General features: G+C 51.2%; 21 protein-coding genes and 1 pseudogene. 2 read left to right on the plus strand and 20 right to left on the minus strand.

All coding sequences use genetic code 11. The features are described 5' to 3' along the window. The 7 genes from mrdA to leuS all read right to left on the minus strand — a co-directional run bounded on the left by mrdA (nucleotide 1) and on the right by leuS (nucleotide 7752). Entirely contained in the window at nucleotides 1-1905 is a 1905-nt protein-coding gene (mrdA, locus tag NAL19_RS05850; protein WP_225087315.1) for a peptidoglycan DD-transpeptidase MrdA, read from the minus strand. Between the two features lie 33 nt (nucleotides 1906-1938). Then, a complete protein-coding gene (gene rlmH, locus NAL19_RS05855; protein WP_015730925.1) occupies nucleotides 1939-2409 on the minus strand; it encodes a 23S rRNA (pseudouridine(1915)-N(3))-methyltransferase RlmH in 471 nt (156 codons plus the stop codon). Nucleotide 2410: 1 nt separating this feature from the next. After that, a complete protein-coding gene (rsfS, locus tag NAL19_RS05860; protein WP_010284049.1) occupies nucleotides 2411-2728 on the minus strand; it encodes a ribosome silencing factor in 318 nt (105 codons plus the stop codon). A gap of 194 nt (nucleotides 2729-2922) precedes the next feature. Further along, nucleotides 2923-3612, minus strand: coding sequence for a nicotinate-nucleotide adenylyltransferase (nadD, locus tag NAL19_RS05865; protein ID WP_263059084.1), 690 nt, complete (start codon nucleotides 3610-3612; stop codon nucleotides 2923-2925). Beyond that, nucleotides 3579-4604 carry a DNA polymerase III subunit delta gene (holA, locus tag NAL19_RS05870; protein WP_225087317.1) on the minus strand — a complete coding sequence of 342 codons (1026 nt, stop codon included), beginning with the start codon at nucleotides 4602-4604 and terminating at the stop codon, nucleotides 3579-3581. The genes nadD and holA overlap by 34 nt, the downstream gene beginning before the upstream one ends. Continuing rightward, complete coding sequence (gene lptE / locus NAL19_RS05875) at nucleotides 4601-5155, minus strand: LPS assembly lipoprotein LptE (RefSeq protein ID WP_225087318.1); 555 nt, start codon at nucleotides 5153-5155, stop codon at nucleotides 4601-4603. The genes holA and lptE overlap by 4 nt, the downstream gene beginning before the upstream one ends. A 14-nt stretch (nucleotides 5156-5169) precedes the next feature. Beyond that, nucleotides 5170-7752 (minus strand): leucine--tRNA ligase, encoded by a 2583-nt coding sequence (gene leuS / locus NAL19_RS05880; protein WP_263059086.1) that lies wholly within the window; start codon nucleotides 7750-7752, stop codon nucleotides 5170-5172. A gap of 310 nt (nucleotides 7753-8062) precedes the next feature. Here leuS and NAL19_RS05885 point away from each other — a divergent pair, with 310 nt between their 5' ends. Continuing rightward, nucleotides 8063-8545 (plus strand): zinc ribbon-containing protein, encoded by a 483-nt coding sequence (locus tag NAL19_RS05885; RefSeq protein WP_263059088.1) that lies wholly within the window; start codon nucleotides 8063-8065, stop codon nucleotides 8543-8545. Between the two features lie 153 nt (nucleotides 8546-8698). On the opposite strand, the gene NAL19_RS05890 is transcribed toward NAL19_RS05885, so the two are convergent. From NAL19_RS05890 to miaB, 9 genes are all read right to left on the minus strand, one after another. Continuing rightward, nucleotides 8699-9424, minus strand: coding sequence for an amino acid ABC transporter ATP-binding protein (locus NAL19_RS05890; protein ID WP_225087321.1), 726 nt, complete (start codon nucleotides 9422-9424; stop codon nucleotides 8699-8701). Beyond that, complete coding sequence (gltK, locus tag NAL19_RS05895; protein ID WP_015839471.1) at nucleotides 9424-10098, minus strand: glutamate/aspartate ABC transporter permease GltK; 675 nt, start codon at nucleotides 10096-10098, stop codon at nucleotides 9424-9426. The genes NAL19_RS05890 and gltK overlap by 1 nt, the downstream gene beginning before the upstream one ends. A 3-nt stretch (nucleotides 10099-10101) precedes the next feature. Then, the gene (locus NAL19_RS05900; protein WP_225087322.1) at nucleotides 10102-10842 is read right to left on the minus strand and encodes an amino acid ABC transporter permease; all 741 of its coding nucleotides are present in this window, start codon (nucleotides 10840-10842) and stop codon (nucleotides 10102-10104) included. A 219-nt stretch (nucleotides 10843-11061) separates the two neighbouring features. Continuing rightward, the gene (locus NAL19_RS05905) at nucleotides 11062-11958 is read right to left on the minus strand and encodes an amino acid ABC transporter substrate-binding protein (protein ID WP_225087323.1); all 897 of its coding nucleotides are present in this window, start codon (nucleotides 11956-11958) and stop codon (nucleotides 11062-11064) included. A gap of 440 nt (nucleotides 11959-12398) precedes the next feature. Beyond that, on the minus strand, nucleotides 12399-13934 hold the full coding sequence (gene lnt / locus NAL19_RS05910) for an apolipoprotein N-acyltransferase (protein WP_317630308.1): 1536 nt from the start codon (nucleotides 13932-13934) through the stop codon (nucleotides 12399-12401). A gap of 1 nt (nucleotide 13935) precedes the next feature. Continuing rightward, on the minus strand, nucleotides 13936-14814 hold the full coding sequence (corC, locus tag NAL19_RS05915) for a CNNM family magnesium/cobalt transport protein CorC (protein ID WP_015839475.1): 879 nt from the start codon (nucleotides 14812-14814) through the stop codon (nucleotides 13936-13938). Nucleotides 14815-14943: 129 nt separating this feature from the next. Further along, nucleotides 14944-15423: an rRNA maturation RNase YbeY gene (gene ybeY / locus NAL19_RS05920; RefSeq protein WP_263059092.1), complete on the minus strand. Its 480-nt coding sequence runs from the start codon at nucleotides 15421-15423 to the stop codon at nucleotides 14944-14946. Further along, nucleotides 15420-16478: a PhoH family protein gene (locus tag NAL19_RS05925; protein WP_263059094.1), complete on the minus strand. Its 1059-nt coding sequence runs from the start codon at nucleotides 16476-16478 to the stop codon at nucleotides 15420-15422. The genes ybeY and NAL19_RS05925 overlap by 4 nt, the downstream gene beginning before the upstream one ends. A 337-nt stretch (nucleotides 16479-16815) precedes the next feature. Further along, on the minus strand, nucleotides 16816-18240 hold the full coding sequence (gene miaB, locus NAL19_RS05930) for a tRNA (N6-isopentenyl adenosine(37)-C2)-methylthiotransferase MiaB (RefSeq protein WP_225087326.1): 1425 nt from the start codon (nucleotides 18238-18240) through the stop codon (nucleotides 16816-16818). A gap of 350 nt (nucleotides 18241-18590) precedes the next feature. Between miaB and ubiF the strand changes: the two genes are divergently transcribed. Then, nucleotides 18591-19757 carry a 3-demethoxyubiquinol 3-hydroxylase gene (ubiF, locus tag NAL19_RS05935; RefSeq protein ID WP_263059095.1) on the plus strand — a complete coding sequence of 389 codons (1167 nt, stop codon included), beginning with the start codon at nucleotides 18591-18593 and terminating at the stop codon, nucleotides 19755-19757. A 22-nt stretch (nucleotides 19758-19779) separates the two neighbouring features. Here ubiF and NAL19_RS05940 read toward each other — a convergent pair whose 3' ends face one another. From NAL19_RS05940 to NAL19_RS05955, 4 genes and pseudogenes are all read right to left on the minus strand, one after another. After that, on the minus strand, nucleotides 19780-20418 hold the full coding sequence (locus NAL19_RS05940; protein ID WP_263059097.1) for a hypothetical protein: 639 nt from the start codon (nucleotides 20416-20418) through the stop codon (nucleotides 19780-19782). Between the two features lie 99 nt (nucleotides 20419-20517). Further along, a pseudogene (locus tag NAL19_RS05945) lies at nucleotides 20518-20623 on the minus strand (site-specific integrase); the annotation flags it as partial. A gap of 81 nt (nucleotides 20624-20704) precedes the next feature. Beyond that, complete coding sequence (locus tag NAL19_RS05950; protein WP_263059100.1) at nucleotides 20705-21409, minus strand: AIPR family protein; 705 nt, start codon at nucleotides 21407-21409, stop codon at nucleotides 20705-20707. Beyond that, nucleotides 21410-22104, minus strand: a protein-coding gene (locus NAL19_RS05955) for an IS1 family transposase (RefSeq protein ID WP_263059101.1) whose coding sequence is annotated in 2 segments (ribosomal slippage) — nucleotides 21410-21858 and nucleotides 21858-22104 — 696 coding nt in all. Because the reading frame shifts where the segments join, the coding sequence is not laid out codon by codon here. Nucleotides 22105-22136 lie beyond the last annotated feature (32 nt).

The raw sequence follows: 22136 nt of genomic DNA on the forward strand, positions 1-22136 counted from the left end.
TTACTCACTCTCGCTACCCGGTGACGCAGGGGGCGCACTGGGTAAATCAGTATTGTTATCACCCAGCAGAATATGATCAAGGATCTGGCGAGTGATGGTGCCAACGGTCGGGCCTGCGCCGCCGTTTTCCAAAATGACCGATACTGCGACTTTAGGATTCTTGTACGGGGCAAAGGCAACCATTAACTTATGGTCACGCAGATGCTCTGCGATCTTGTGCGCATTATAGGTTTCGTTTTCTTTTAGGCCGAAGACCTGCGCCGTACCGGATTTTGCCGCAATTTTATAAGGGGCATCCTCGAAACTTTTGTGCGCGGTGCCGTTAGCACGGTTAGCCACGCCATACATACCATCTTTTGCCACTTCCCAGTAGCCAGAGTGAATGTCGCCAATTTGCTGATTCTCGGCCTGTCGGTAAGGCACAATAACGCCATTTTCGCGTGAACTATAAAGCAAATGCGGTGTTTTGACCTGGCCGTCGTTGATCAGTGTGACCAGCGCCTTATTCATCTGGATCGGCGTCGCCGTCCAATAGCCTTGCCCGATTCCGACAGGAATCGTGTCGCCCTGATACCAGGGTTTTTTGAATTGTCTGAGCTTCCACTCACGGGTTGGCATGTTACCTCTGCTTTCTTCCGAGATATCAATACCGGTTCGTTGCCCGTACCCGAATTTGTTCATCCATTCAGATAAACGGTCGATGCCCATGTCATAAGCAACCTGATAGAAGAAGGTATCCGCAGACTCTTCCAGTGATTTGGTGAGATTCAGGCGGCCGTGTCCCCATTTTTTCCAGTCGCGAAAACGCTTTTCTGAACCGGGTAACTGCCACCAGCCGGGATCGAACAGGCTGGTGTTGGTCGTAATGACTCCTGCCGTCAGGGCGGAAACTGCGATGTAAGGTTTCACGGTGGAAGCGGGGGGATACACACCTTGTGTCGCACGGTTGATCAACGGACGATTGGGGTCGTTACGTAATTTGTTGTAATCTTTGGTAGAAATGCCATCGACAAAGAGGTTGGGGTCATAACTGGGGGTAGAAACCATCGCCAGAATACCGCCATCGCGCGGGTCGGTGACGATGACCGCAGCACGACTACCTTCGAGTAATTTTTCGATGTAGATTTGCAGACTCAGGTCCAACGTTAGATAAATATCACGTCCGGCCTGTGGCGGCTGTTCATGGAGCTGACGGATCACACGGCCACGGTTGTTAACTTCAACTTCCTCATAGCCGGGCTTACCGTGCAGTAAATCTTCGTAATGGCGCTCGATGCCCAGCTTACCGATGTCGCGCGTAGCGGCATAATCGGCGATTTTCTCTTCTTTGGTCAGCCGCTCTACGTCTTTATCGTTGATTTTGGAAACATAGCCGGTGATGTGTGTCAGCGCAGAGCCATAAGGGTAATAGCGGCGCTGATAACCTTTAATTTCAACACCGGGAAAGCGATATTGGTTGACGGCAAAGCGGGCAACCTGAATCTCGGTGAGCCCGGTTTTTACCGGAATCGAGGTAAAGCGGCGCGAGCGCTTGCGCTCTTTTTCAAAACCCTCCAGATCGTCATCGGTGAGATCGACGACGGGACGCAGTGCTTCCAGCGTATCTTTAAGATTGTCGACTTTGTCGGGTACGAGTTCTAACTGGTAGATAGTGCGGTTTAGTGCCAGTGGGGTGCCGTTGCGGTCATAGATGATGCCGCGACTGGGCGCGATAGGAACCAGCTTAATACGGTTTTCATTAGAGCGCGTGCGATAGTCATCAACACGCACAATTTGCAGATGATAAAGGTTAGCGACTAATACACCGGAAAGCAGCAAAATGCCCAGAAAGGCAACCAAAGCACGGCGCACGAACAGGGCGGACTCAGCCGTATAATCTCGAAAGGGTTTACGTTCTACTTTCATCCAGCGTTATTTCACAGGTTTCATCGTACCGCCTTACTCCCGGTGGTAAGGGTGATTAGTCGTAATGCTCCATGCACGATACAGGCTCTCCGCGACCAGTACACGGACGAGCGGGTGCGGCAGCGTTAATGGCGAGAGTGACCAGCTTTGCTCCGCCGCCGCTTTGCATTCTGGCGCAAGGCCTTCGGGCCCGCCAATCAGCAGGCTGACGTCGCGCCCGTCCTGCTTCCAGCGCTCCAGTTGCTGCGCCAATTGCGGTGTCTCCCAGCGAGTCCCTGGAATATCCAGCGTCACAATGCGGTTGCCTTTGCCGACCGCAGCCAGCATCTGTTCGCCTTCACGCTCCAGAATGCGTTTGATATCCGCATTTTTGCCTCGTTTCCCTGCCGGAATTTCGAGTAGTTCGAAAGGCATGTCCTTGGGAAAACGGCGCAGATAATCGGTGAAACCAGTCTGCACCCAGTCAGGCATTTTGGTGCCAACGGCGACCAGTTGCAGTTTCATGCTAGCCCCACAGTTTTTCCAATTCGTACAGCTGGCGACTTTCTTCTTGCATGACGTGAACCATGACGTCACCCAAATCGACAACAACCCAGTCAGCGGCGCTTTCGCCTTCGACACCGAGTGGGATCAGACCTGCGGCGCGTGAAGATTGCACGACGTGATCGGCAATAGACGCGACGTGACGCGTAGAGGTTCCCGTACAGATAACCATGTAATCGGTAATGCTGGATTTACCCTGCACGTTAAGTGCAACGATATCCTGGGCTTTTAAGTCATCGACCTTATCAATAACGAAATCTTGGAGTGCTTGGCCTTGCAAAGGTTCCCCCTCAATGGCGTTCTGTCTGTAACTGACAGATGCGTGTGGCGCTGAATTGTTTAGGAAAAACGTGAATCACCGAGTAATTGCCGAGAATTTCCGCTTTTCCCGGTGATTGAAACCAGCCGCGGAGTATATCACGCACTTTTACCGAGTGGTATAAAGCCCATGTCTGATGGACAGGAAAAGCGATGTTATTGGTATAGACCGTTTTCGTCGATATAACGGAGCACGGCGGGCGGTAATAAATCGTGGCAGTCGAGACCTTGCTGCCGACGTTGGCGAATGTCCGTGGCGGAAATGGTAACCAGCGGCGTGTCTGCCAAAAAGATCCGCCCATGCGGTTGGCGATGAAGATCGTCTGGCGTGTGGGTCAGATGATCGTCCAGCCACTGTTGTAACTCGGGCGTTTCCAGCGTCGAGCGATAGCCGGGGCGTGCGCACACCAGCAAATGGCAGACGTCGAGTAGATCCTGCCAGCGGTGCCAATGGTGTAGTGTCAGCAGCGAATCCTGCCCGATGATAAAGCCCAGCGGCGCATTGCGGCCTTTTTCAGTCCGCAGTGCCTCCAGTGTATCAATGGTATAGGAGGGGGTTTGCCGTTGCAGTTCACGGTCATCCACGGTGAAGAGCGGATTGCCCTCAACGGCCAGTTCAGCCATATGAAAACGCTGTCGTGAAATGGCTTCGGGCTGCTGCCGATGCGGCGGAACATTATTGGGCATCAGAACAACCTGAGTTAGCCCCACGAGATGTGCCAGTGCTGTCACTGGCTGAAGATGACCGTAATGAATGGGGTCGAACGTACCGCCAAAAAATGCGGTCAGCGATGGCGTAGCGGGGGACTTATTCAAATGAATGCCTCCGGTAATGCTTTGCCGCATAGCAACATGGCAAGGGATTCGAGTTCAGACCAAACGGGCTGACCGTAGTCTTGCTTTAGTGTTATTTCCACCTGCGCCAGTAATCGCACAGCCTGCTGTAGTTGTTGAAGAGAAAGCCGCTGTAATGCCTGCGTGAGCAGGTCACGCCGATTTTGCCACACCTTTTGCTGATCGAATAAGGTACGCAGCGGTGTGCCTGACATACGCCGTTTCAGCGTTAACAGCTGTAGCAGCTCACGCTGTAGCGTGCGCAGCAAAATGACCGGTTCGCAATCTTCCTGTTTTAGCTGCTGCAAAATGTGCCAGGCGCGTTTGCCTTTGCCCGCCAGTAGCGCATCAAGCCAATGGAATGGCGTGAAGTGGGCGGCATCATTAACGGCGCTTTCCACGCGCGGCAGGGTCAGTTTGCCATCGGGATAAAGCAGCGCCAACCGTTCTAACGCCTGAGACAGCGCGAGAAGGTTACCTTCATAGCAATAGCAAATGAGCTGCGTAGCCTGTTCATCCAGCGTCAATTTCATGGCTTTGGCTCGCTGAGCCACCCAGCGGGGAAGCTGTGCCTGTTCCGGCGTGAGACAGTTGATATAGACGCTGTCTTGCGCAAGCGCTTTGAACCAGGCGCTGTTTTCCTGCGCTTTGGTCAGCTTATGACCGCGCAGAATCAGCAAAATATCGGGGTGCAAGAGTCCGGAAAGCTTGACCAGGTTTTCGCTTATCGCGGCATTTGGGCCGTTTTCCGGCAGAACCAGTAGGAGCGATTGGCGTGAGGCAAACAGGCTGAGCGCTTGACAGGTGCTGAAAATCGCATCCCAATCGGTATGCGGGTCCAGGATGAAGCTGAAATGCTCGCTGAATTCGTGCTGTTGAGCGACCCGTTTAATGCTGTCTAGGCTTTCCTGTAGCAGGAGTGGGTCTGCACCAAAGACCAAATAACAACCGCGCAGCCCCTCATGGAGTTGCGCGGTGAGTTGCTCGGGGTACAGCCGAATCATGAACGCGTGGCGGCAGTAGTGGAATCGGTGGACTGCAACCGATTTTTGACTTCCTGGCTACCGTTGATGGTCAGCAATTTACGCACCAACTGCTGGGCAGCCTGCTCGCGCATTTCCTGACGAACGATGTCCTGTTCGGCATCTTTCGCCAGTGCAGCCAGCGGGTTATCAAAGAACGTGCGGAACACCGTCACGCTGAGCGGATAAATGTCTTCACCCGGTATCAGCACCTGTGCCTGCAATGTCAGCACCATCTGGTACTCCGCCGTTTTACCGTCCTGAAAAATAGAAACGGTATCGCGCGTTTCGCTTGAGCCCAGTACCCGCAGAGACGGGATATCCTGGCGCGTCGCATCGTCAACGATTTTCACATCGCTGAGGCGGAGCTGCTCGCGTACTGCACGCGTGAGCGGGCCATAAGGGTCACTGCTGTCAAGCACCAGCGTTTGTAGCTGCGCAGGCACTTGTGTTGTGCCACGCAGATGAAAACCGCAGCCAGCGGTGATTAACACCGCCAGCCCCAGCAACAACGTGAATAGACGATGTCGCACAGTTCCTCCTTGCCTTAACCCACAACCAGGTTAAGCAGTTTGCCAGGGACATAAATCACTTTACGAACCGTGACGCCGTCCAGATATTTCGCGACCAGCGGTTCCTGAGCAGCGCGTTCGCGAACCTGTTCTTCGCTCGCGTCAGCGGCAACGGTAATTTTACCACGAACTTTACCGTTAACCTGCACGACGACCAGCTTGGAATCTTCAACCATTGCACTCTCATCTGCAACCGGCCACGGCGCGGTATCGATGTCGCCTTCGCCTTGCAGCGCTTGCCACAGAGTGAAGCAGACGTGCGGTGTGAACGGATAGAGCATACGAACAACGGCCAGCAGCGTTTCCTGCGTCAGTGCGCGATCCTGATCGCTGTCCTGCGGCGCTTTCGCCAGTTTGTTCATCAGCTCCATGATGGCGGCGATGGCGGTGTTGAAGGTTTGACGACGGCCGATATCATCGGTCACTTTCGCGATCGTTTTGTGCAGATCGCGGCGCAGTGATTTCTGATCTTCGTTCAGCGTCGCGACATCCAGCGCCGTTACCGCACCTTTCTCGGTGTGCTCAAAGGCTTGTCTCCAGACGCGTTTCAGGAAGCGGTTCGCACCTTCTACACCGGATTCCTGCCATTCCAGCGTCATTTCCGCCGGAGACGCAAACATCATGAACAGACGCACGGTATCTGCACCGTATTTCTCTACCATGACCTGTGGGTCGATGCCGTTGTTTTTAGACTTCGACATTTTGCTCATGCCCGCGTAGATCACGTCACGGCCTTCATTATCCACAGCTTTAACGATGCGGCCTTTTTCATCACGTTCAACGGTGACGTCGGTAGGTGAAACCCAGACGCGCTCGCCGTTATTGCCCAAGTAATAGAAGGCATCGGCCAGCACCATGCCCTGACACAGCAGGCGCTTGGCTGGTTCGTCAGACGTTACCAGACCCGCGTCGCGCATCAGTTTGTGGAAGAAGCGGAAATACATCAGGTGCATGATAGCGTGTTCGATACCGCCAACATATTGGTCAACGGGCAGCCAGTAGTTGGCGGCGGCCGGATCCAGCATTCCCTGATCGTACTGTGGGCAGGTGTAGCGCGCGTAGTACCAGGACGATTCCATAAAGGTGTCGAACGTATCGGTTTCACGCAGCGCAGGTTGACCGTTAACGGTAGTCTTCGCCCATTCCGGGTTAGATTTCAGTGGGCTGGTGATACCATCCATCACAACATCTTCCGGCAGGATCACCGGCAACTGATCTTCTGGCGTCGGGATGACGGTACCGTCTTCCAGCGTCACCATCGGAATTGGCGCGCCCCAGTAACGCTGACGGGAGACACCCCAGTCGCGCAGGCGATAGTTGACTTTGCGCTCGCCAATGCCTTTTGCTACCAGTTTGTCGGCAATAGCATTGAAAGCGGCGTCGAAATCCAGACCATCAAACTCGCCAGAATTGAACAGACGGCCTTTTTCCGTCATCGCTTCGGCGGACAGATCGGGTTCGCTGTCGTCAGCGTTCAGAATAACCGGCTTAATGGACAGATCGTATTTGGTGGCAAATTCCCAGTCGCGCTGGTCGTGGCCCGGAACGGCCATCACTGCACCTGTGCCGTATTCCATCAGGACGAAGTTGGCGACCCAGATAGCGACTTTTTCGCCGTTCAGCGGGTGAATAGCATACAGGCCAGTCGCCATGCCTTTTTTCTCCATCGTCGCCATATCGGCTTCGGCGACTTTGGTATTACGGCATTCTGCAATGAAATCGGTCAGTGCCGGGTTCGTGGCAGCGGCCTGTGCGGCAAGAGGGTGGCCTGCGGCAACAGCGACGTAGGTCACGCCCATGAACGTATCCGGGCGCGTGGTGTAAACGGTCAACTTCTCGTTGCTGTCCGCTACGTCAAAGGTGATTTCCACCCCTTCAGAACGGCCGATCCAGTTACGCTGCATGGTTTTGACCTGCTCAGGCCAGCTTTCCAGCGTATCCAGATCGTTCAGCAATTGGTCTGCATAAGCGGTGATTTTGATAAACCACTGCGGAATCTCTTTGCGCTCAACCTTGGTATCGCAACGCCAGCAGCAGCCATCGATAACCTGCTCGTTCGCCAGTACAGTCTGGTCGTTCGGGCACCAGTTCACGGCGGAGGTTTTTTTATAAACCAGACCTTTCTCGTACAGCTTGGTGAAGAACCATTGTTCCCAGCGGTAGTAGTCTGGTTTACAGGTCGCGACTTCGCGATCCCAGTCATAGCCAAAGCCCAGCAGTTTAAGCTGGTTTTTCATGTAGTCGATATTGGCGTAAGTCCAGGGCGCTGGTGCGGTGTTGTTTTTGACCGCAGCCCCTTCTGCTGGCAGACCAAAGGCATCCCAACCGATCGGTTGCAGAACGTTTTTACCCAGCATGCGCTGATAACGGGAGATCACGTCGCCGATGGTGTAGTTACGGACGTGGCCCATATGTAGTCGGCCAGAAGGGTAAGGCAGCATGGAAAGGCAATAGTATTTTTCCTTGCCGGGCTGTTCGGTGACTTTAAATGTCTGCTTCTCTTGCCAGTGAAGCTGGACGTCCGCTTCTATCTCTTCTGGGCGGTATTGCTCTTGCATGGCTGCCAGGGGTCCTGTTTAGTGAAGAATCGCTACGTGTGAGTAGCCTGTTCTGATTCATAACAAAAGATCCGCATAGCATAGCCGTAAGCGGCGCGTGCAACAACACCCAGCGCCCGACTGAGGAATATTTCTGCTCTGTGAGCGACAGACTGCGAGGCGTTGCGCAAATTGGCGACAATTTATCAGGCGTACCGAAAAAATAATCTAAAATAGAGAGAGATAGGCAACGTATCGGTTTTGGCTTGGTGTGCCAGACGGAGAATAGTTGTGCTTTATCGCCCTTCAATCCGCTTATTCAGGAGGAAGCATGAATAAACTAGCCCGCTATTACCGCGAGTTAATGGCTTCAGTGACGGCCCGGCTGAACAACGGTGAGCGCGATCTCGATAGTCTGGTGCTGAGCGCCCGCAAAACCTTGCAGGAAGGTTCGGAGCTGACGCAGAAAGAAATAGAACAGGTCATTCAGGCTGTTCAGCGCGATCTCGAAGAGTTTGCCCGCAGCTATAACGAAAGTCAGGATGAGTTTACCGACAGCGTTTTTATGCGAGTTATCAAGGAAAGTCTGTGGCAGGAACTCGCGGATATTACGGATAAAACCCAGCTGGAGTGGCGTGAGATTTTTAAAGATGTGAACCATCACGGGGTGTATCACAGCGGTGAAGTGGTGGGGCTAGGTAATCTGGTGTGTGAGAACTGCCACCACCATATTGCGTTCTACACGCCGGAGGTTTTGCCACTCTGCCCGAAATGCTCGCATGACCTGTTCCACCGCCAGCCATTTCAGCCGTAAGGCTGTTGGGGGGGCGAGCGGTGGTAATGGGTAGATCGTAAAGACGCTGCAAGTACGTCCCTGTAAGCTCGAGCCGCGCCATCCCTGGCGCGGACGCTTTACTCTTCTATCCCATTACCACCGTTCTAGTCCTACAAAGTATTCCTGCAGATATTAATGCAGGATTTTCGCCAGGAAGTCTTTCGCACGTTCGGACTGTGGGTTATTGAAGAAATCATCCTTGCGGGTGTCTTCAACGATTTTCCCCTCATCCATAAAGATCACGCGGTGTGCCACTTTACGGGCAAAGCCCATTTCATGGGTGACGACCATCATGGTCATGCCTTCTTGTGCCAATTCGACCATGACGTCCAGCACTTCGTTGATCATTTCTGGATCGAGTGCGGATGTCGGCTCATCAAATAGCATCGCGATAGGATCCATACACAGTGCGCGGGCGATAGCGACACGCTGCTGCTGACCACCGGAAAGTTGCCCCGGATATTTGTTAGCGTGTGCTGCCAGCCCAACGCGTTCCAACAGCTTCTGCGCTTTGGCTTTGGCATCTTCACGCTTACGTTTCAGCACTTTTACCTGCGCGAGCGTTAGGTTCTCGATAATCGACAGATGCGGGAACAGTTCAAAGTGCTGGAACACCATCCCGACTTTGGAACGTAGCTGAGCCAGATTGGTTTTTTTATCGTTAACGGCAGTCCCGTTGACGGTAATTTCACCTTGTTGGATCGGTTCCAGGCCATTTACGGTTTTGATCAGGGTTGATTTGCCGGAGCCTGAAGGCCCACAGACGACCACGACTTCACCTTTTTTTACTTCTGTGGAGCAGTCGGCTAGCACCTGAAATTGGCCGTACCATTTAGAAACATTTTTCAGGGAAATCATCAAACCGTCCTTTTTTTCAGGTAACTGACCAGCATTGAGGCTGAAATGCTGAAGATAAAATAAATGAACCCGGCAAACAGGATCATTTCAACTTGTGTTCCGTCACGCTCACCGATCGTTGAGGCGGTACGGAAGAAATCTGCGAGGCTGAGCACGTAAACCAACGACGTATCCTGAAACAGGACAATCCCTTGTGTCAGCAGCAATGGCACCATGGCGCGGAATGCCTGTGGCAGAATAACCAACTTCATGGATTGCCAGTGTGTCATGCCTAATGCAAGCGCCGCGGAGGATTGGCCGCGCGATATGCTGAGGATACCCGCACGAATGATTTCAGAATAATAGGCTGCCTCGAACAGCGAGAAGGCTACCATAGCTGAAATCAGTCGAATATCGGTTTTCGGCGACAGCCCAAGCACATTTTGTAATAAGCTAGGAACCACCAGATAGAACCACAGCAGCACCATAACAAGTGGAACGGAGCGGAATAGGTTCACATACAGTTTGGCGAACCAACTGATGGGCTTGATCGGCGACAGGCGCATGACTGCCAGAATCGTGCCCCACACAATCCCGAATACCACCGCCGTCAGCGTAATTTTCAGTGTAACGACCATTCCCTGGATCAGGTACGGCATGCTTGGCCCAATTGAGCTCCAGTCAAATTCATACATGATTTATTTGCTCCCCATATTGCCCGGCAAACGGGTTTTTCGCTCAACGACCTGCATAATCAACATAATGATGGCATTGATGCCAACGTACGCTAGCGTGATGGCGGTGAAGGATTCATACGCGTGGGCGGAATAGTCCAGCAGTTTCCCCGCCTGTGCGGCCATATCCACCAGACCAATCGTAGAAGCGATGGCTGAGTTTTTGACCAGGTTCAGCATTTCCGACGTCAACGGTGGAACAATCACGCGGTATGCATTCGGCAGTAATACATAGCGATAAGTTTGTGGCAGCGTCAGGCCCATTGCCAGACCGGCGGCTTTCTGTCCGCGCGGTAGCGATTGAATCCCCGCACGCACCTGCTCACAAACGCGCGCTGCGGTGAAGAGCCCCAGACAAATCATTGATGACAGGAAGAACTGAATATTTGGGTCTAGCTCGGCTTTAAACCACATGCCGATGCTGGCAGGAAGCAGTTCGGGAACGACCAGATACCAGGTAAAGAACTGGACAATCAGCGGAACGTTACGAAATAGCTCGACGTAGCAGGTACCAATGCCCGCAACAAAACGGTTCGGGACGGTACGCAAGATGCCAAATAAAGAGCCAACGATAAAGGCGATAATCCAGGCGCAGATAGACAATGTGACGGTGACTTGCAGACCGGACAAAATCCACCCGAGGTAGGTTGTGTTGCCGAAAGGGGCGGCTTGTAGAAATATGCCCCAGTTCCAATCTATAGACATAACGAACTCCGGTAAAAAAAGGGTAGCGAAGCTACCCTGAAGATTGATGAGCGGCCATATCCCCGTTCTGTTTCAAACTACAGGCGTATTGTTTGTTTTCCTGTTTATCGAAATTTCTTGGGGCAACATGTGATGGGGAACGACCATCACATGCCTGTCTGTCCTGCCACGAATCAGCAATCAGAGGGCAGGTGACTCTGCCCTTATTCTCATTATTAATTAGTTTAGCGCTTTGTCATTTGGCGCTTTGAACAAGGCTTTCATTTCATCTGACAGTTCAAAGTTCAGGTTAAGATCTTTTGGTGGAATAGGCTGTTTAAACCAGCGATCGAACCATTTCTCAGCTTCACCGGAGGTCTGGACTTCAGCGATGGTGTCATCAACCAGTTTCTTAAATTGCGGGTCGTCTTTACGCAGCATACAGCCGTAGGCTTCTTCCGACTGCGCTTTGCCGACGATGTCCCACTGATCGGCGTTTTTCGCTTTTGCACGTTCACCCGCCAGCAGAGCATCATCCATCATAAAGGCCACAGCACGGCCGCTTTCCAGCGTACGGAAGGAGTCGCCGTGGTCTTTCGCGCTGATGATGCGCATTTTCAGCTGTTTTTCTTCATTCAGCTTATTCAGCAGAACTTCAGAGGTGGTGCCGGAGGTGACGACCACCGTTTTACCTGCCAGATCCGGGAAGTCTTTTATGCCGGAGTCTTTTTTGGTTAACAGGCGCGTACCGACCACGAAAATAGTGTTAGAGAATGCGGCTTGTTTCTGGCGTTCCAGGTTGTTGGTCGTTGAACCACATTCAAAATCGAATGTACCATTCTGCAACAGAGGGATACGGTTCTGAGAGGTGATAGGGAGTAGCTTGACCTGCAGGTTAGGCGCATCCAGTTTTTTCTTAACCGCTTCGACAATTTTGTCAGAGTAGGCCTGAGAGTAACCGACCACTTTTTGCGTGTTGTCATAGTAAGAAAAAGGCACGGACGACTCGCGGTGTCCAATGACGATCACGCCATTATCTTTGACCTTCTTCAGGGTACCGGTCAGGTCTTCAGCCTGAGCTACGCTGGCGGCAGTGCCAAGCAGAAGCAGTGATAATGCCAGTTTACGCATTTGCATGTTCTAACTCCTTTGCTGTCGTTGCAGTGCAATAGTTATAGCGCTGTCATTAATAACCGTATGGTTAATGTGCAAGTTATCTTCGTCTTCACGTTAAACAGCGTATCGCTGCATCACTCATAACGCTTTGCGACTTCTCTGTGATAACGCTGCACCGTTAAAGCGCGAAGTTACTGTCTCTACAGTTAAAAAGTAGCTGATTGTAAATAGATTGAAATGGAAATGTTTGTTTTTTGCGATATCCGCCGCACCAAATAGCTGCAATGTCAGTGTGTGGCACCAATTTGGTGCGTTACTTGCTCCAATAGAGAGCCTGAAGCCGACGCAATATCCAAAAAAATACAGAAACAACCTTTTACAGGGTAATAACAGGCAAATACCGTGCCATAAATAAAAAAGGCATACAAAAGCATGCCCTTAAGGAAGTGAGAGGGGAGTGGTTATCGGCGACGTAAAACGGAGAAAACGGTAACGATGCCGCCAAGAAGCGTAATGATCCAGAGTGGCCAGGAACCGAAGCGTGCATAAGGTGTGAGTCCGGTTGCTGGCACAACCTGTGTATCTAGTACTGCACGGGTAAACTGCGGCAGGCTGGCGCTGACATTGCCATCTGGCGCGATCACCGCGGTGACGCCGTTGTTGGTACTACGAACCAGAGGACGCCCTAATTCCAGCGCGCGCATGCGTGCCATCTGAAAATGCTGCCACGGCCCGATCGAATGACCAAACCAGGCATCGTTCGAGATAGTCAGCAGCATATCGGTGTCTGGCCGGAAGTTATCCCGCAGCTGTTGGCCTAAAATTATCTCATAACAAATGGCGGCATTAAGTTTAAAGCCATGAACCGAAAGCTGAGGCTGAACGTAGTTTCCCCGGCTGAACGACGACATCGGGAGATCGAAGAACGGCGCCAGCGGGCGTAACAGTGTTTCCAGCGGGACAAACTCGCCAAAAGGCACCAGATGGTTTTTGTTGTAACGGTTCGTTGTTGGGTAGTGATACGGATCTTTATCGCCCAAAACGATAACGGAGTTATAAAAATCGGTTTTGTTTCCATCACGTCGGATATCGACAATACCCGTAATCAGGCTGCTATTGCGGCTACGCAAGATATCGTCAATCTGCTTCAGATAAGCACCCTGACGGCTTTCAATATCAGGAATCGCCGTTTCCGGCCAGATAACGATAGGGGCTTTGTCCATGTAGGGCAGGCTGTTATCCAGATAGATCCGCAGCGTGTTCAGCAGCTCATCCTGTTCCCATTTCACAGCCTGAGGGATATTACCCTGTACCAGTGCGACATTGACGGCGCGTTCAGGTTGCAGGGTGTACCATTGCACGTTGCGCAGCGGCCAGGATAAAACGAAAACGCCAATAGCAATGGCTGCCGGGACGACTTTGCGTTGATTGATGGCATAAACGAGTAACCCGCTGAGGCTCATCAACAGGAAGGTAATGGTGTCGATGCCCAGAATGGGGGCAATACCTTTTAGCGGGCCGTCAATTTGGCTGTAGCCGAATTGCAGCCACGGAAAACCAGTAAGCACCCAGCCGCGGAGAAATTCGGTTAGCTGCCAGAGCACGGGAGCGGCCAGTGTCAGACGCAGCAGCGTTGTCTTCGGGCTGATACGTGAGAGCAGGGTGGCAAACAGCAGTGGGTAGAGCGACAAATAGGCCGCCAGCAAAATGACCAGTGCGACATTTACAGGCCCCGGCATCCCGCCAAACTGCGCGATACTGACATAAACCCAGTTAATGCCGCTGCCGAACAGGCCTAACCCCCAGCAAAACCCTATCCAGGCTGACTGACGGCTAGTGCGGTTCAGCGTCAGCGCCTGTAGACCCATAAGCGAGATAATCGCCGCAGGCCAGAAATCAAAGGGGGAAAATGCCAGTGTGCCACAGGCACCAAATAAGAGCGCCAGCAGGGCTTTGACCTGCTGGCGTTGTAGAAAAGAAGCGACAACCGTTGCCAAATTATTCTTCCAATTTTGGTTGAGGAGCATCGTCAGGGATTCTGACATGAACCTGGATAATACGGCGGCTGTCCGCCATCGCCACCTTAAACAGGTAACCTTCTATGTCGATAGTTTCGCCTCGGGCAGGGAGGTGACCAAAAGACTGCATAACCAAGCCGCCAATGGTGTCGACTTCGTCATCGCTGAACCGTGTACCGAAAGCCTCATTGAAATCTTCGATATCGGTTAATGCCCGCACGGTGTAGGTCTGGCGATTAAGCTGACGAATATCTCTGTCTTCTTCGTCGTCGTATTCGTCTTCAATCTCACCGACAATCAGCTCAAGAATATCTTCAATCGTGACCAGGCCGGAGACGCCACCAAATTCATCGATGACAATCGCCATGTGATAGCGCAGCGAGCGGAATTCGTTCAGCATTCTATCAACGCGTTTACTTTCCGGCACCACAACAGCGGAGCGCAGAACTTTATCCATACTGAAAGGCTCAGAATCACTGCGCATAAACGGCAGCAAATCCTTCGCCATCAGGATGCCTTCAATGTGGTCTTTATCTTCGCTAATAACCGGGAAACGGGAATGGGCGGATTCGATAATCACGTCCAGACACTCTTCCAGCGTTTGATCGCGCTTGAGCGTAATCATCTGCGAGCGAGGGATCATGATGTCGCGTACACGCTGGTCGGCGATATCCATGACGCCTTCGAGCATATCCCGTGTTTCAGGATCGATCAGGTCATTCTGTTCGGAATCACGAATCAGAGTGAGTAAACCGTTACGATCTTTTGGCTCGCCGTGAAAAAGCTGATTAAGAATAAGAGAAAAGAAGCCCTTTTTGGGACTGGGTGCATCGCTGTTTTGAGAATGGTCGTCGCTCATGCGTTTTAATTAACATCACTCTTGTTAAAGGATTATTGCCAGCAACTGGAAGCGGCACAGTCGCTGATGTGTGAAGATATAAATGTCCGACATCTTCCCGATCTCGGGCTAGACAAAATGTATTTCTATTTATTCGGTGAGACCATCTTTTTCTGCAAGATAAGGATCGGCATAGCCCATACTTTGCATAATCTCGATTTCCAGCGCTTCCATTTCTTCGGCCTCACTGTCTTCGATATGGTCATACCCTAGCAGATGCAGGCTACCATGGACAACCATGTGCGCCCAGTGCTCTTCTACGGTTTTTTCCTGCTCTGCGGCTTCTTGCTCGACAACCTGACGGCAGATGATTAAATCGCCAAGCAGAGGAAGTTCGACCTCAGGCGGAGCCTCAAAAGGGAACGACAGCACGTTGGTCGGCTTGTCTTTCCCGCGATAGGTGTTATTCAGGTCGCGGCTTTCAGCCTCATCCACGATACGGATGGTGACTTCAGAGACTTCCTGAAACTGTGGCAGAACGCCTTCCAGCCAGCGTTGAAAGTCTTTCTCTTCCGGTAGCCCTTGTTCTTGCTCGCTGGCGATTTGTAAATCGAGAATCACCTGACTCATTTTTGCTCCTGATCTGATTCCGCAGCCTGTGCTTCACGCTTACGTTGTTCGGCTAAGGCGTCTTTACGTTTCTGCTCGGCATTTTCCCACGCTTCATAGGCATTCACAATCCGCGCGACCACAGGATGGCGCACCACGTCTTCGCTGTGGAAAAAGTTAAAGCTGATCTCTTCCACATCGGCCAGCACTTCAATGGCGTGGCGTAAGCCGGATTTCAGATTCTTCGGCAGATCGATCTGCGTGACGTCACCGGTAATAACGGCTTTTGAGTTAAACCCGATACGCGTCAGGAACATTTTCATCTGTTCGATGGTGGTGTTCTGGCTTTCATCGAGGATGATAAAAGCATCGTTCAGCGTTCGGCCACGCATGTAAGCCAGTGGCGCGACTTCAATCACGTTGCGCTCGATGAGCTTCTCGACACGCTCAAAGCCCAGCATTTCAAACAGGGCATCATAAAGTGGACGCAGGTAGGGATCGACTTTCTGGCTAAGATCGCCAGGCAGGAAGCCCAGTTTCTCACCGGCTTCGACCGCGGGGCGTGTTAGTAGGATACGGCGAATATCTTGACGTTCCAATGCATCCACGGCGGCAGCGACGGCTAAGTAGGTTTTCCCTGTGCCTGCCGTGCCAACGCCGAATGTGATGTCGTGATCGAGGATATTGGCGACATACTGCGCCTGATTTGGCGTGCGCGGTTTGATTACGCCGCGCTTGGTGCGGATATTGACCACTTTGCCATAGTCAGGGACGTGTTCCGCAGACTGCTCCAGCACGCGGGATTCTTTAATCGCAAGGTGAATTTGCTCAGGATCGATATCACCGATCACGCCACGTACCGGAGCCGTATCGACATACAGACGTTGCAGAATATCAGAGGCAGCTTGCGTCAGCAGGTGTTTGCCGACCAGTTTAAACTGATTATCCCGTCGATTGATCTCGATGCCTAAACGACGCTCTAACTGCTTAATATTGTCATCAAATGGACCGCAAAGGCTGAGCAGGCGTTGGTTATCTGCGGGTTCAAGGGCAATCTCTTTTGTCGTTACGTTCAAATTATTCCTCTTGAGCGTTGCTGTGCTGGCGCTATTCTGCCTGCACAAAATGAATAGTTGTCAGACGGTCTGATGTGTCCGCCCTATGAATGAATTATTCATCGTGAATGCCTGATGGTGCAAGTCACAATAATGATATTGGGATGCTGCTTCGCAAAAGCAAATGTAAGCACGATGAAATTAAAACAGATGGTGAAGAGGGGCTGTCGCAAGAAAACGCCTGTGCGTTTTTAACGCGGTAAAGCCTGGCCCGCAAAGGTGACGGGTGTTCTTATCCGTCATAAAAAATGGGTGGCAAAGCCACCCATCATCACGCGAAGACGTTGATAACCGTCGATTACGGTTGGTAGAACCCGACGCCGATCTCATTCTCTTTACGAGTCCGTGCAATCACGGAAGACGGTGATTCATGTACGCGTAGATCCATTTGATCTTCGGTGCGCACCACGATGCCGCGCAGCGAATTGGTATAAACATCAACGATTTCCACATCGACGAATTTACCGATCATATCCGGCGTGCCTTCGAAGTTAACGACGCGGTTGTTTTCTGTACGGCCAGACAGCTCCATCACGCTCTTACGCGAGGTGCCTTCTACCAGAATACGCTGGACGGTGCCCAACATGAGGCGACTGAAGCGCATCGCCTGCTGGGTAATACGTTCTTGCAGAAGGTACAGACGCTGCTTTTTCTCTTCTTCCGGCACGTCATCAACCATATCCGCTGCCGGGGTTCCCGGACGGGCGGAATAGACAAAGCTGTAGCTCATATCGAAATTGACATCGGCAATCAGCTTCATCGTTTGTTCAAAGTCAGCCTGCGTTTCGCCAGGGAAACCGACGATAAAGTCAGAACTGATCAGAATACCCGGACGCGCGTTGTGTAGCTTGCGGATAATCGCTTTGTATTCCAGCGCAGTATGACGGCGTTTCATCATCGTCAGCACGCGGTCAGAACCGCTTTGCACTGGCAAATGCAGGAAGCTGACCAGTTCCGGCGTGTCTTCATAGACGCTGATGATATCGTCTGTGAATTCAATGGGATGGCTGGTGGTAAAGCGGATACGGTCGATTCCGTCGATGGCGGCCACCAGACGCAGCAGTTCGGCAAAGGAGCAGATTTCACCGTCATAGGTTTCGCCGCGGTAGGCGTTAACGTTTTGCCCAAGAAGGTTGACTTCACGCACGCCTTGCGCGGCGAGTTGAGCAATTTCAAACAACACATCATCGCATGGGCGGCTAACTTCTTCGCCGCGGGTATAAGGCACAACGCAGAATGTGCAATATTTATTGCAGCCTTCCATGATGGAGACGAATGCCGTTGGCCCTTCAGCGCGCGGTTCTGGCAGACGGTCAAATTTTTCGATTTCAGGGAAACTGATATCAACGATAGGGCTGCGGGTGCCCTGAACGTGGTTAATCATTTCCGGCAGGCGGTGCAGGGTTTGCGGGCCAAAGATAACGTCAACATAGTGCGCACGTTCGCGAATATGCGCGCCTTCCTGTGATGCAACGCAGCCACCGACGCCAATAATCAAATTCGGATTGAGATCTTTCAGCGTTTTCCAGCGGCCAAGTTGATGGAAGACCTTTTCCTGCGCCTTTTCACGAATCGAACAGGTATTGAGCAGCAGGACATCGGCTTCTTCAGCGATTTCAGTCAGCTCATAGCCGTGCGTACTTCCCAGTAAATCAGCCATCTTCGATGAATCGTACTCATTCATCTGACAGCCCCAGGTTTTAATAAGCAGTTTTTTTGTCATCGACTTGCCATTACTCAGTGCGGATAAGAAAGATTCCCCTCGCCCGTCATACTTCAAGTTACAGGTGTGTTGGCTTTCTTCACTCACCCCAGTCACTTACTTGTGTAAGCTCTTGGGGATTCGTTGCGTCGCCGCCTTCCTGTAACCCGAATTATTTAGGGGATATTCGGGGGGGGTATTGTAATCGTTCGCTGACGTTGTGACCAGCACCGGAAACCGCGCTTATTTGATAACCCCTTACATTCTATAAAAATGCGGCTTTTCTAAAAAATCCCCCTTAGATCCAGTACACTACTTTCATGCACTTTTACCGGTGTGAATACACCGGAACCAGAGAGGATAAAGCCAATATGCATTACGATGCGATTGTAGTTGGCGGAGGTATGGTCGGCGCGGCTGCGGCGCTTGGGCTGGCACAGCAAGGGTTTCAGGTCGCGGTGATTGAGCAGGACATGCCGACGCCGTTTGATGCCGCCAGCCTGCCAGATTTACGGATCTCGGCGATTGGTTACGCGTCGGTTGCGTTGCTGAAAGCGTTGGGTGCCTGGCAGCGAGTGCAGCAAATGCGCAGCGCGCCTTACCGCCGTCTGGAAACCTGGGAATGGGCGAATGCCAGAGTCGTTTTCGATGCTGCTGACATTCATCTGCCTGAGCTGGGTTTTATGGTGGAAAACCGTGTGCTGCAACGAGCGCTCTGGGAAAGTTTGCAGGAAGAAGAACGTTGTCAATGTTACTGCCCGGCTGCGCCGCAGAACCTGCAACGCACCGATGATGGCTGGTGTTTACAGCTTGCTGATGGGCAACAGCTGACGGGGTCGCTGGTGATTGGCGCTGATGGCGCGAACTCTCAGATTCGCCAGTGGGCGGGGATTGGCATCAGCGGCTGGCAGTATCGTCAGTCTTGTATGTTGATCGGCGTAGAGACCTCGCAACCCCAGCAGGATGTGACCTGGCAGCAGTTTACACCGAGCGGCCCGCGTGCGTTTTTGCCGCTGTTTGACCAGTGGGGATCGCTGGTGTGGTATGACAGTCCACAGCGCATTCGTCAGCTTCAGACGATGCCGCTTACACAGCTGGATAAAGAAATTGCGGCCGCGTTTCCTGAGCGATTGGGCACAGTCAAGGCTTTTTCTGCCGGATCATTCCCGCTGGTCAGACGCCATGCGCAAACCTATATCAAGCCTGGCTTAGTGCTGCTGGGCGATGCCGCGCATACCATCAATCCGCTGGCGGGGCAGGGGGTTAATCTGGGATATCGTGACGTTGAGGCGCTACTGGATGTGCTCATAAACGCACGTAATGCAGGAGAAGAATGGGCTTCTGAGCGTGTGTTACGCCGCTATCAGTGCCGTCGTATGCCGGATAACCTGATGATGCAAAGCGGGATGGACCTCTTCTATAACGCGTTTAGTAACGCGCTACCGCCTCTGAGCTTTGCCCGCAATATGGCGCTGATGGTGGCACAGCGCGCTGGCGTGTTAAAACAGCGCGCATTGAAGTATGCCATTGGGGTCTGATGAATAATGAGGACGCCGCTCGCTACAGCACGGGCTCTGCGGTGAAGATAATATCGGTGTCCTCATTGGTTGTTGCGGTAAAGCGAACCTTTCCTAGCTGCCGCATGCCTTTACCTGAGGCCTGGCTATCCTGAAGCAGACCGAACATCATCTCGGTTACTTCAGGACTTTCGAGACTATTTCCACTTCCACCTGATGACGTGTTCTCACCCAATAGCGCAGAAAACGCTGCAGTGACGATTTGCAGATTCTGTCTTGTTGCTTCGGGGGATTCTGACGCCGCGTTGAGTATCACGAGTCCATTAAGCTGCTGGCTTTTACTCTCTACCGACCCAATTAGGCCGACGTGCTCATTAAAAATGTGCTGAAAGTCATCGACGGACGTTCCCTTTTCCATATTAATGGTCAATTTGAGAGGAATATTGAGTTTCGTCAGATTGGCATTCATCCGGTCAGCGAACGTTTGCGATGACATCTTAAAAGACGCGACATTGGCGGCATAAGCCGACGTAATGAAGCAAAATAGCAATGCCATGCTGAGTAGCAGTGTGGTTAACTGCGCACGTCTGACAGACCATCGCGATTGGCCGACGTCATTCTGCTGTGGCAGCACAACGTGGCTGAAATCATGAGTAACAGAGGATGTCGATAAAACCTTCATGCCCGCCCTTTTGAGAAAATCGAATGATTGGTGTGCATATGTTAGCACCGGATGATGTTAATACCAGACATAAGAAAACGGGGCGACATCTTTCGACCGATCCATTGTGAAGCGCTCAAAGGTGACGGTTTCCACTTTGGTGGCAAACTGTTTGCGCACACGCTTGCCTTCGCGGATAGCACTCACACAGCCTACGAACTGCCATACAGCCCCCTGTTAACTGAGGGCTGAATTTTCACTGTATATAAAAACAGTTATCAATATTTAAATTAACTAAAATATACAATTAAAAACTATTTGTTTTTTCTCCGTTGTTAAAAGCAATTGCTGCATTCAGAATTTGTGATGTTTCTGTTTCAGATTTATACCTGGATTTACTATTATCAATCCCAGAATTTTTAGCTATGTCAATTGCAGTTTTTATTAAATTTAAAAATTTAACATCATCAATAATTAATGTTTTTATTCTTTCACATTCTCTATCCATTTTATTTGAATTGAACGGTTCTATGTTTGATCCCATAGTCAATACTCTGATGATCATTAAAATATGGAATCTGAATTTTTTCATTGAGCTATCAATATCACCACTTCTAAAGAACTGTTCTAATCTGTAATAGCACAATGCACTAATGTAATATGGTGAAAGTTTGTGCTCTATGTTGAACATTTTACCTTTAAATCTATTTACTATAGTTCCATAATACGCGCTAACTAAATGCGGGGAGTTAAGGAACATAGATGCAAAGCATTTTATCTGTATAGGTATTGATATTATTTGTGTCTTTTTTATATTGGCAGAATTATATTGTTGAGATCTTCTTTCATAGTAAATAGAGAATGGTTTTTCCGCTAAAAAATATGACTCAAGGTTTTTTTGGAATACACTGAGAGATTCAAGCTCTTCTGGTTTTACTTCTGTCTGGCTGTTAGTTGCTAGAGTTATGTCAATTTTTATATCGTCACTATCTGTAACGGGTAATGCGTCCAATTAGTAGAACATGTGTTTTTCAATGAATGCCCCGATGACTTTTTCATGCAATTCTATCGAACGCGAGAAGCAGATTGTTTTACGGGCCAGACGTTTAATACGTGTCCTCAGTGTCAGGTTGTTACGCTCAATACGCTGAGTGAAGATTTTTCCTGTCAGATGCTTATCTTTCGGGAGTTCTCTGGCATAACTGCCCCAGTCATCGCTGGTTATCATACCGATGTTAAACGGCGTCAGCAGAGCCAGAAGTTCACGGCAGGTGTTATCCGTGCGCGGTCCAAACGTGTAAGCCAGAACGCCACCTGTTTTGGTGTTGTATGCATACCAGAGCCAATGCTGCCGGGCTTTATTGCCGACAAAGCTCCATTGCTCATCAAGCTCACAGATAAGTGCTATATCGGCATGAGCGACCGGAGAGGAAGTTATTCGCTTCGGCGCGAGTTTTTTAACGTGCGAATGACGGTGTTAATACCGATTTTCAGTGTTCTGGCTGTATCACGAACGCCGGCGCCGTTGAATGCCATTTCGGTAATTTGTTCTTTGACACCGGGCTTACGCGCTTCATAGGTATAGGTGAGCAGAAACACGCGGTGACAGTCACGACAGCGAAACCGGTCACGACCTTTAGGGTTCTGTCCATGACGGTAAACCTGAACAGACTGACAGCGAGGACAATGAACATTAACGCTGGCCATGAGCAAACCTCAAAGCAGTCATTATATATCAA

Source organism: Pectobacterium sp. F1-1 (genome assembly GCF_025643735.1).
Lineage (GTDB): Bacteria > Pseudomonadota > Gammaproteobacteria > Enterobacterales > Enterobacteriaceae > Pectobacterium > Pectobacterium colocasium.

Excerpts from the sequence above, each read along its gene's own strand:
- mrdA (WP_225087315.1), bottom strand. The coding sequence starts at position 1,905 with ATGAAAGTAGAACGTAAACCCTTTCGAGATTATACGGCTGAGTCCGCC.
- rlmH (WP_015730925.1), bottom strand. The coding sequence starts at position 2,409 with ATGAAACTGCAACTGGTCGCCGTTGGCACCAAAATGCCTGACTGGGTG.
- nadD (WP_263059084.1), bottom strand. The coding sequence starts at position 3,612 with ATGCGGCAAAGCATTACCGGAGGCATTCATTTGAATAAGTCCCCCGCT.
- holA (WP_225087317.1), bottom strand. The coding sequence starts at position 4,604 with ATGATTCGGCTGTACCCCGAGCAACTCACCGCGCAACTCCATGAGGGG.
- leuS (WP_263059086.1), bottom strand. The coding sequence starts at position 7,752 with ATGCAAGAGCAATACCGCCCAGAAGAGATAGAAGCGGACGTCCAGCTT.
- NAL19_RS05885 (WP_263059088.1), top strand. The coding sequence starts at position 8,063 with ATGAATAAACTAGCCCGCTATTACCGCGAGTTAATGGCTTCAGTGACG.
- NAL19_RS05890 (WP_225087321.1), bottom strand. The coding sequence starts at position 9,424 with ATGATTTCCCTGAAAAATGTTTCTAAATGGTACGGCCAATTTCAGGTG.
- gltK (WP_015839471.1), bottom strand. The coding sequence starts at position 10,098 with ATGTATGAATTTGACTGGAGCTCAATTGGGCCAAGCATGCCGTACCTG.
- NAL19_RS05900 (WP_225087322.1), bottom strand. The coding sequence starts at position 10,842 with ATGTCTATAGATTGGAACTGGGGCATATTTCTACAAGCCGCCCCTTTC.
- NAL19_RS05905 (WP_225087323.1), bottom strand. The coding sequence starts at position 11,958 with ATGCAAATGCGTAAACTGGCATTATCACTGCTTCTGCTTGGCACTGCC.
- corC (WP_015839475.1), bottom strand. The coding sequence starts at position 14,814 with ATGAGCGACGACCATTCTCAAAACAGCGATGCACCCAGTCCCAAAAAG.
- ybeY (WP_263059092.1), bottom strand. The coding sequence starts at position 15,423 with ATGAGTCAGGTGATTCTCGATTTACAAATCGCCAGCGAGCAAGAACAA.
- miaB (WP_225087326.1), bottom strand. The coding sequence starts at position 18,240 with ATGACAAAAAAACTGCTTATTAAAACCTGGGGCTGTCAGATGAATGAG.
- ubiF (WP_263059095.1), top strand. The coding sequence starts at position 18,591 with ATGCATTACGATGCGATTGTAGTTGGCGGAGGTATGGTCGGCGCGGCT.
- NAL19_RS05940 (WP_263059097.1), bottom strand. The coding sequence starts at position 20,418 with ATGAAGGTTTTATCGACATCCTCTGTTACTCATGATTTCAGCCACGTT.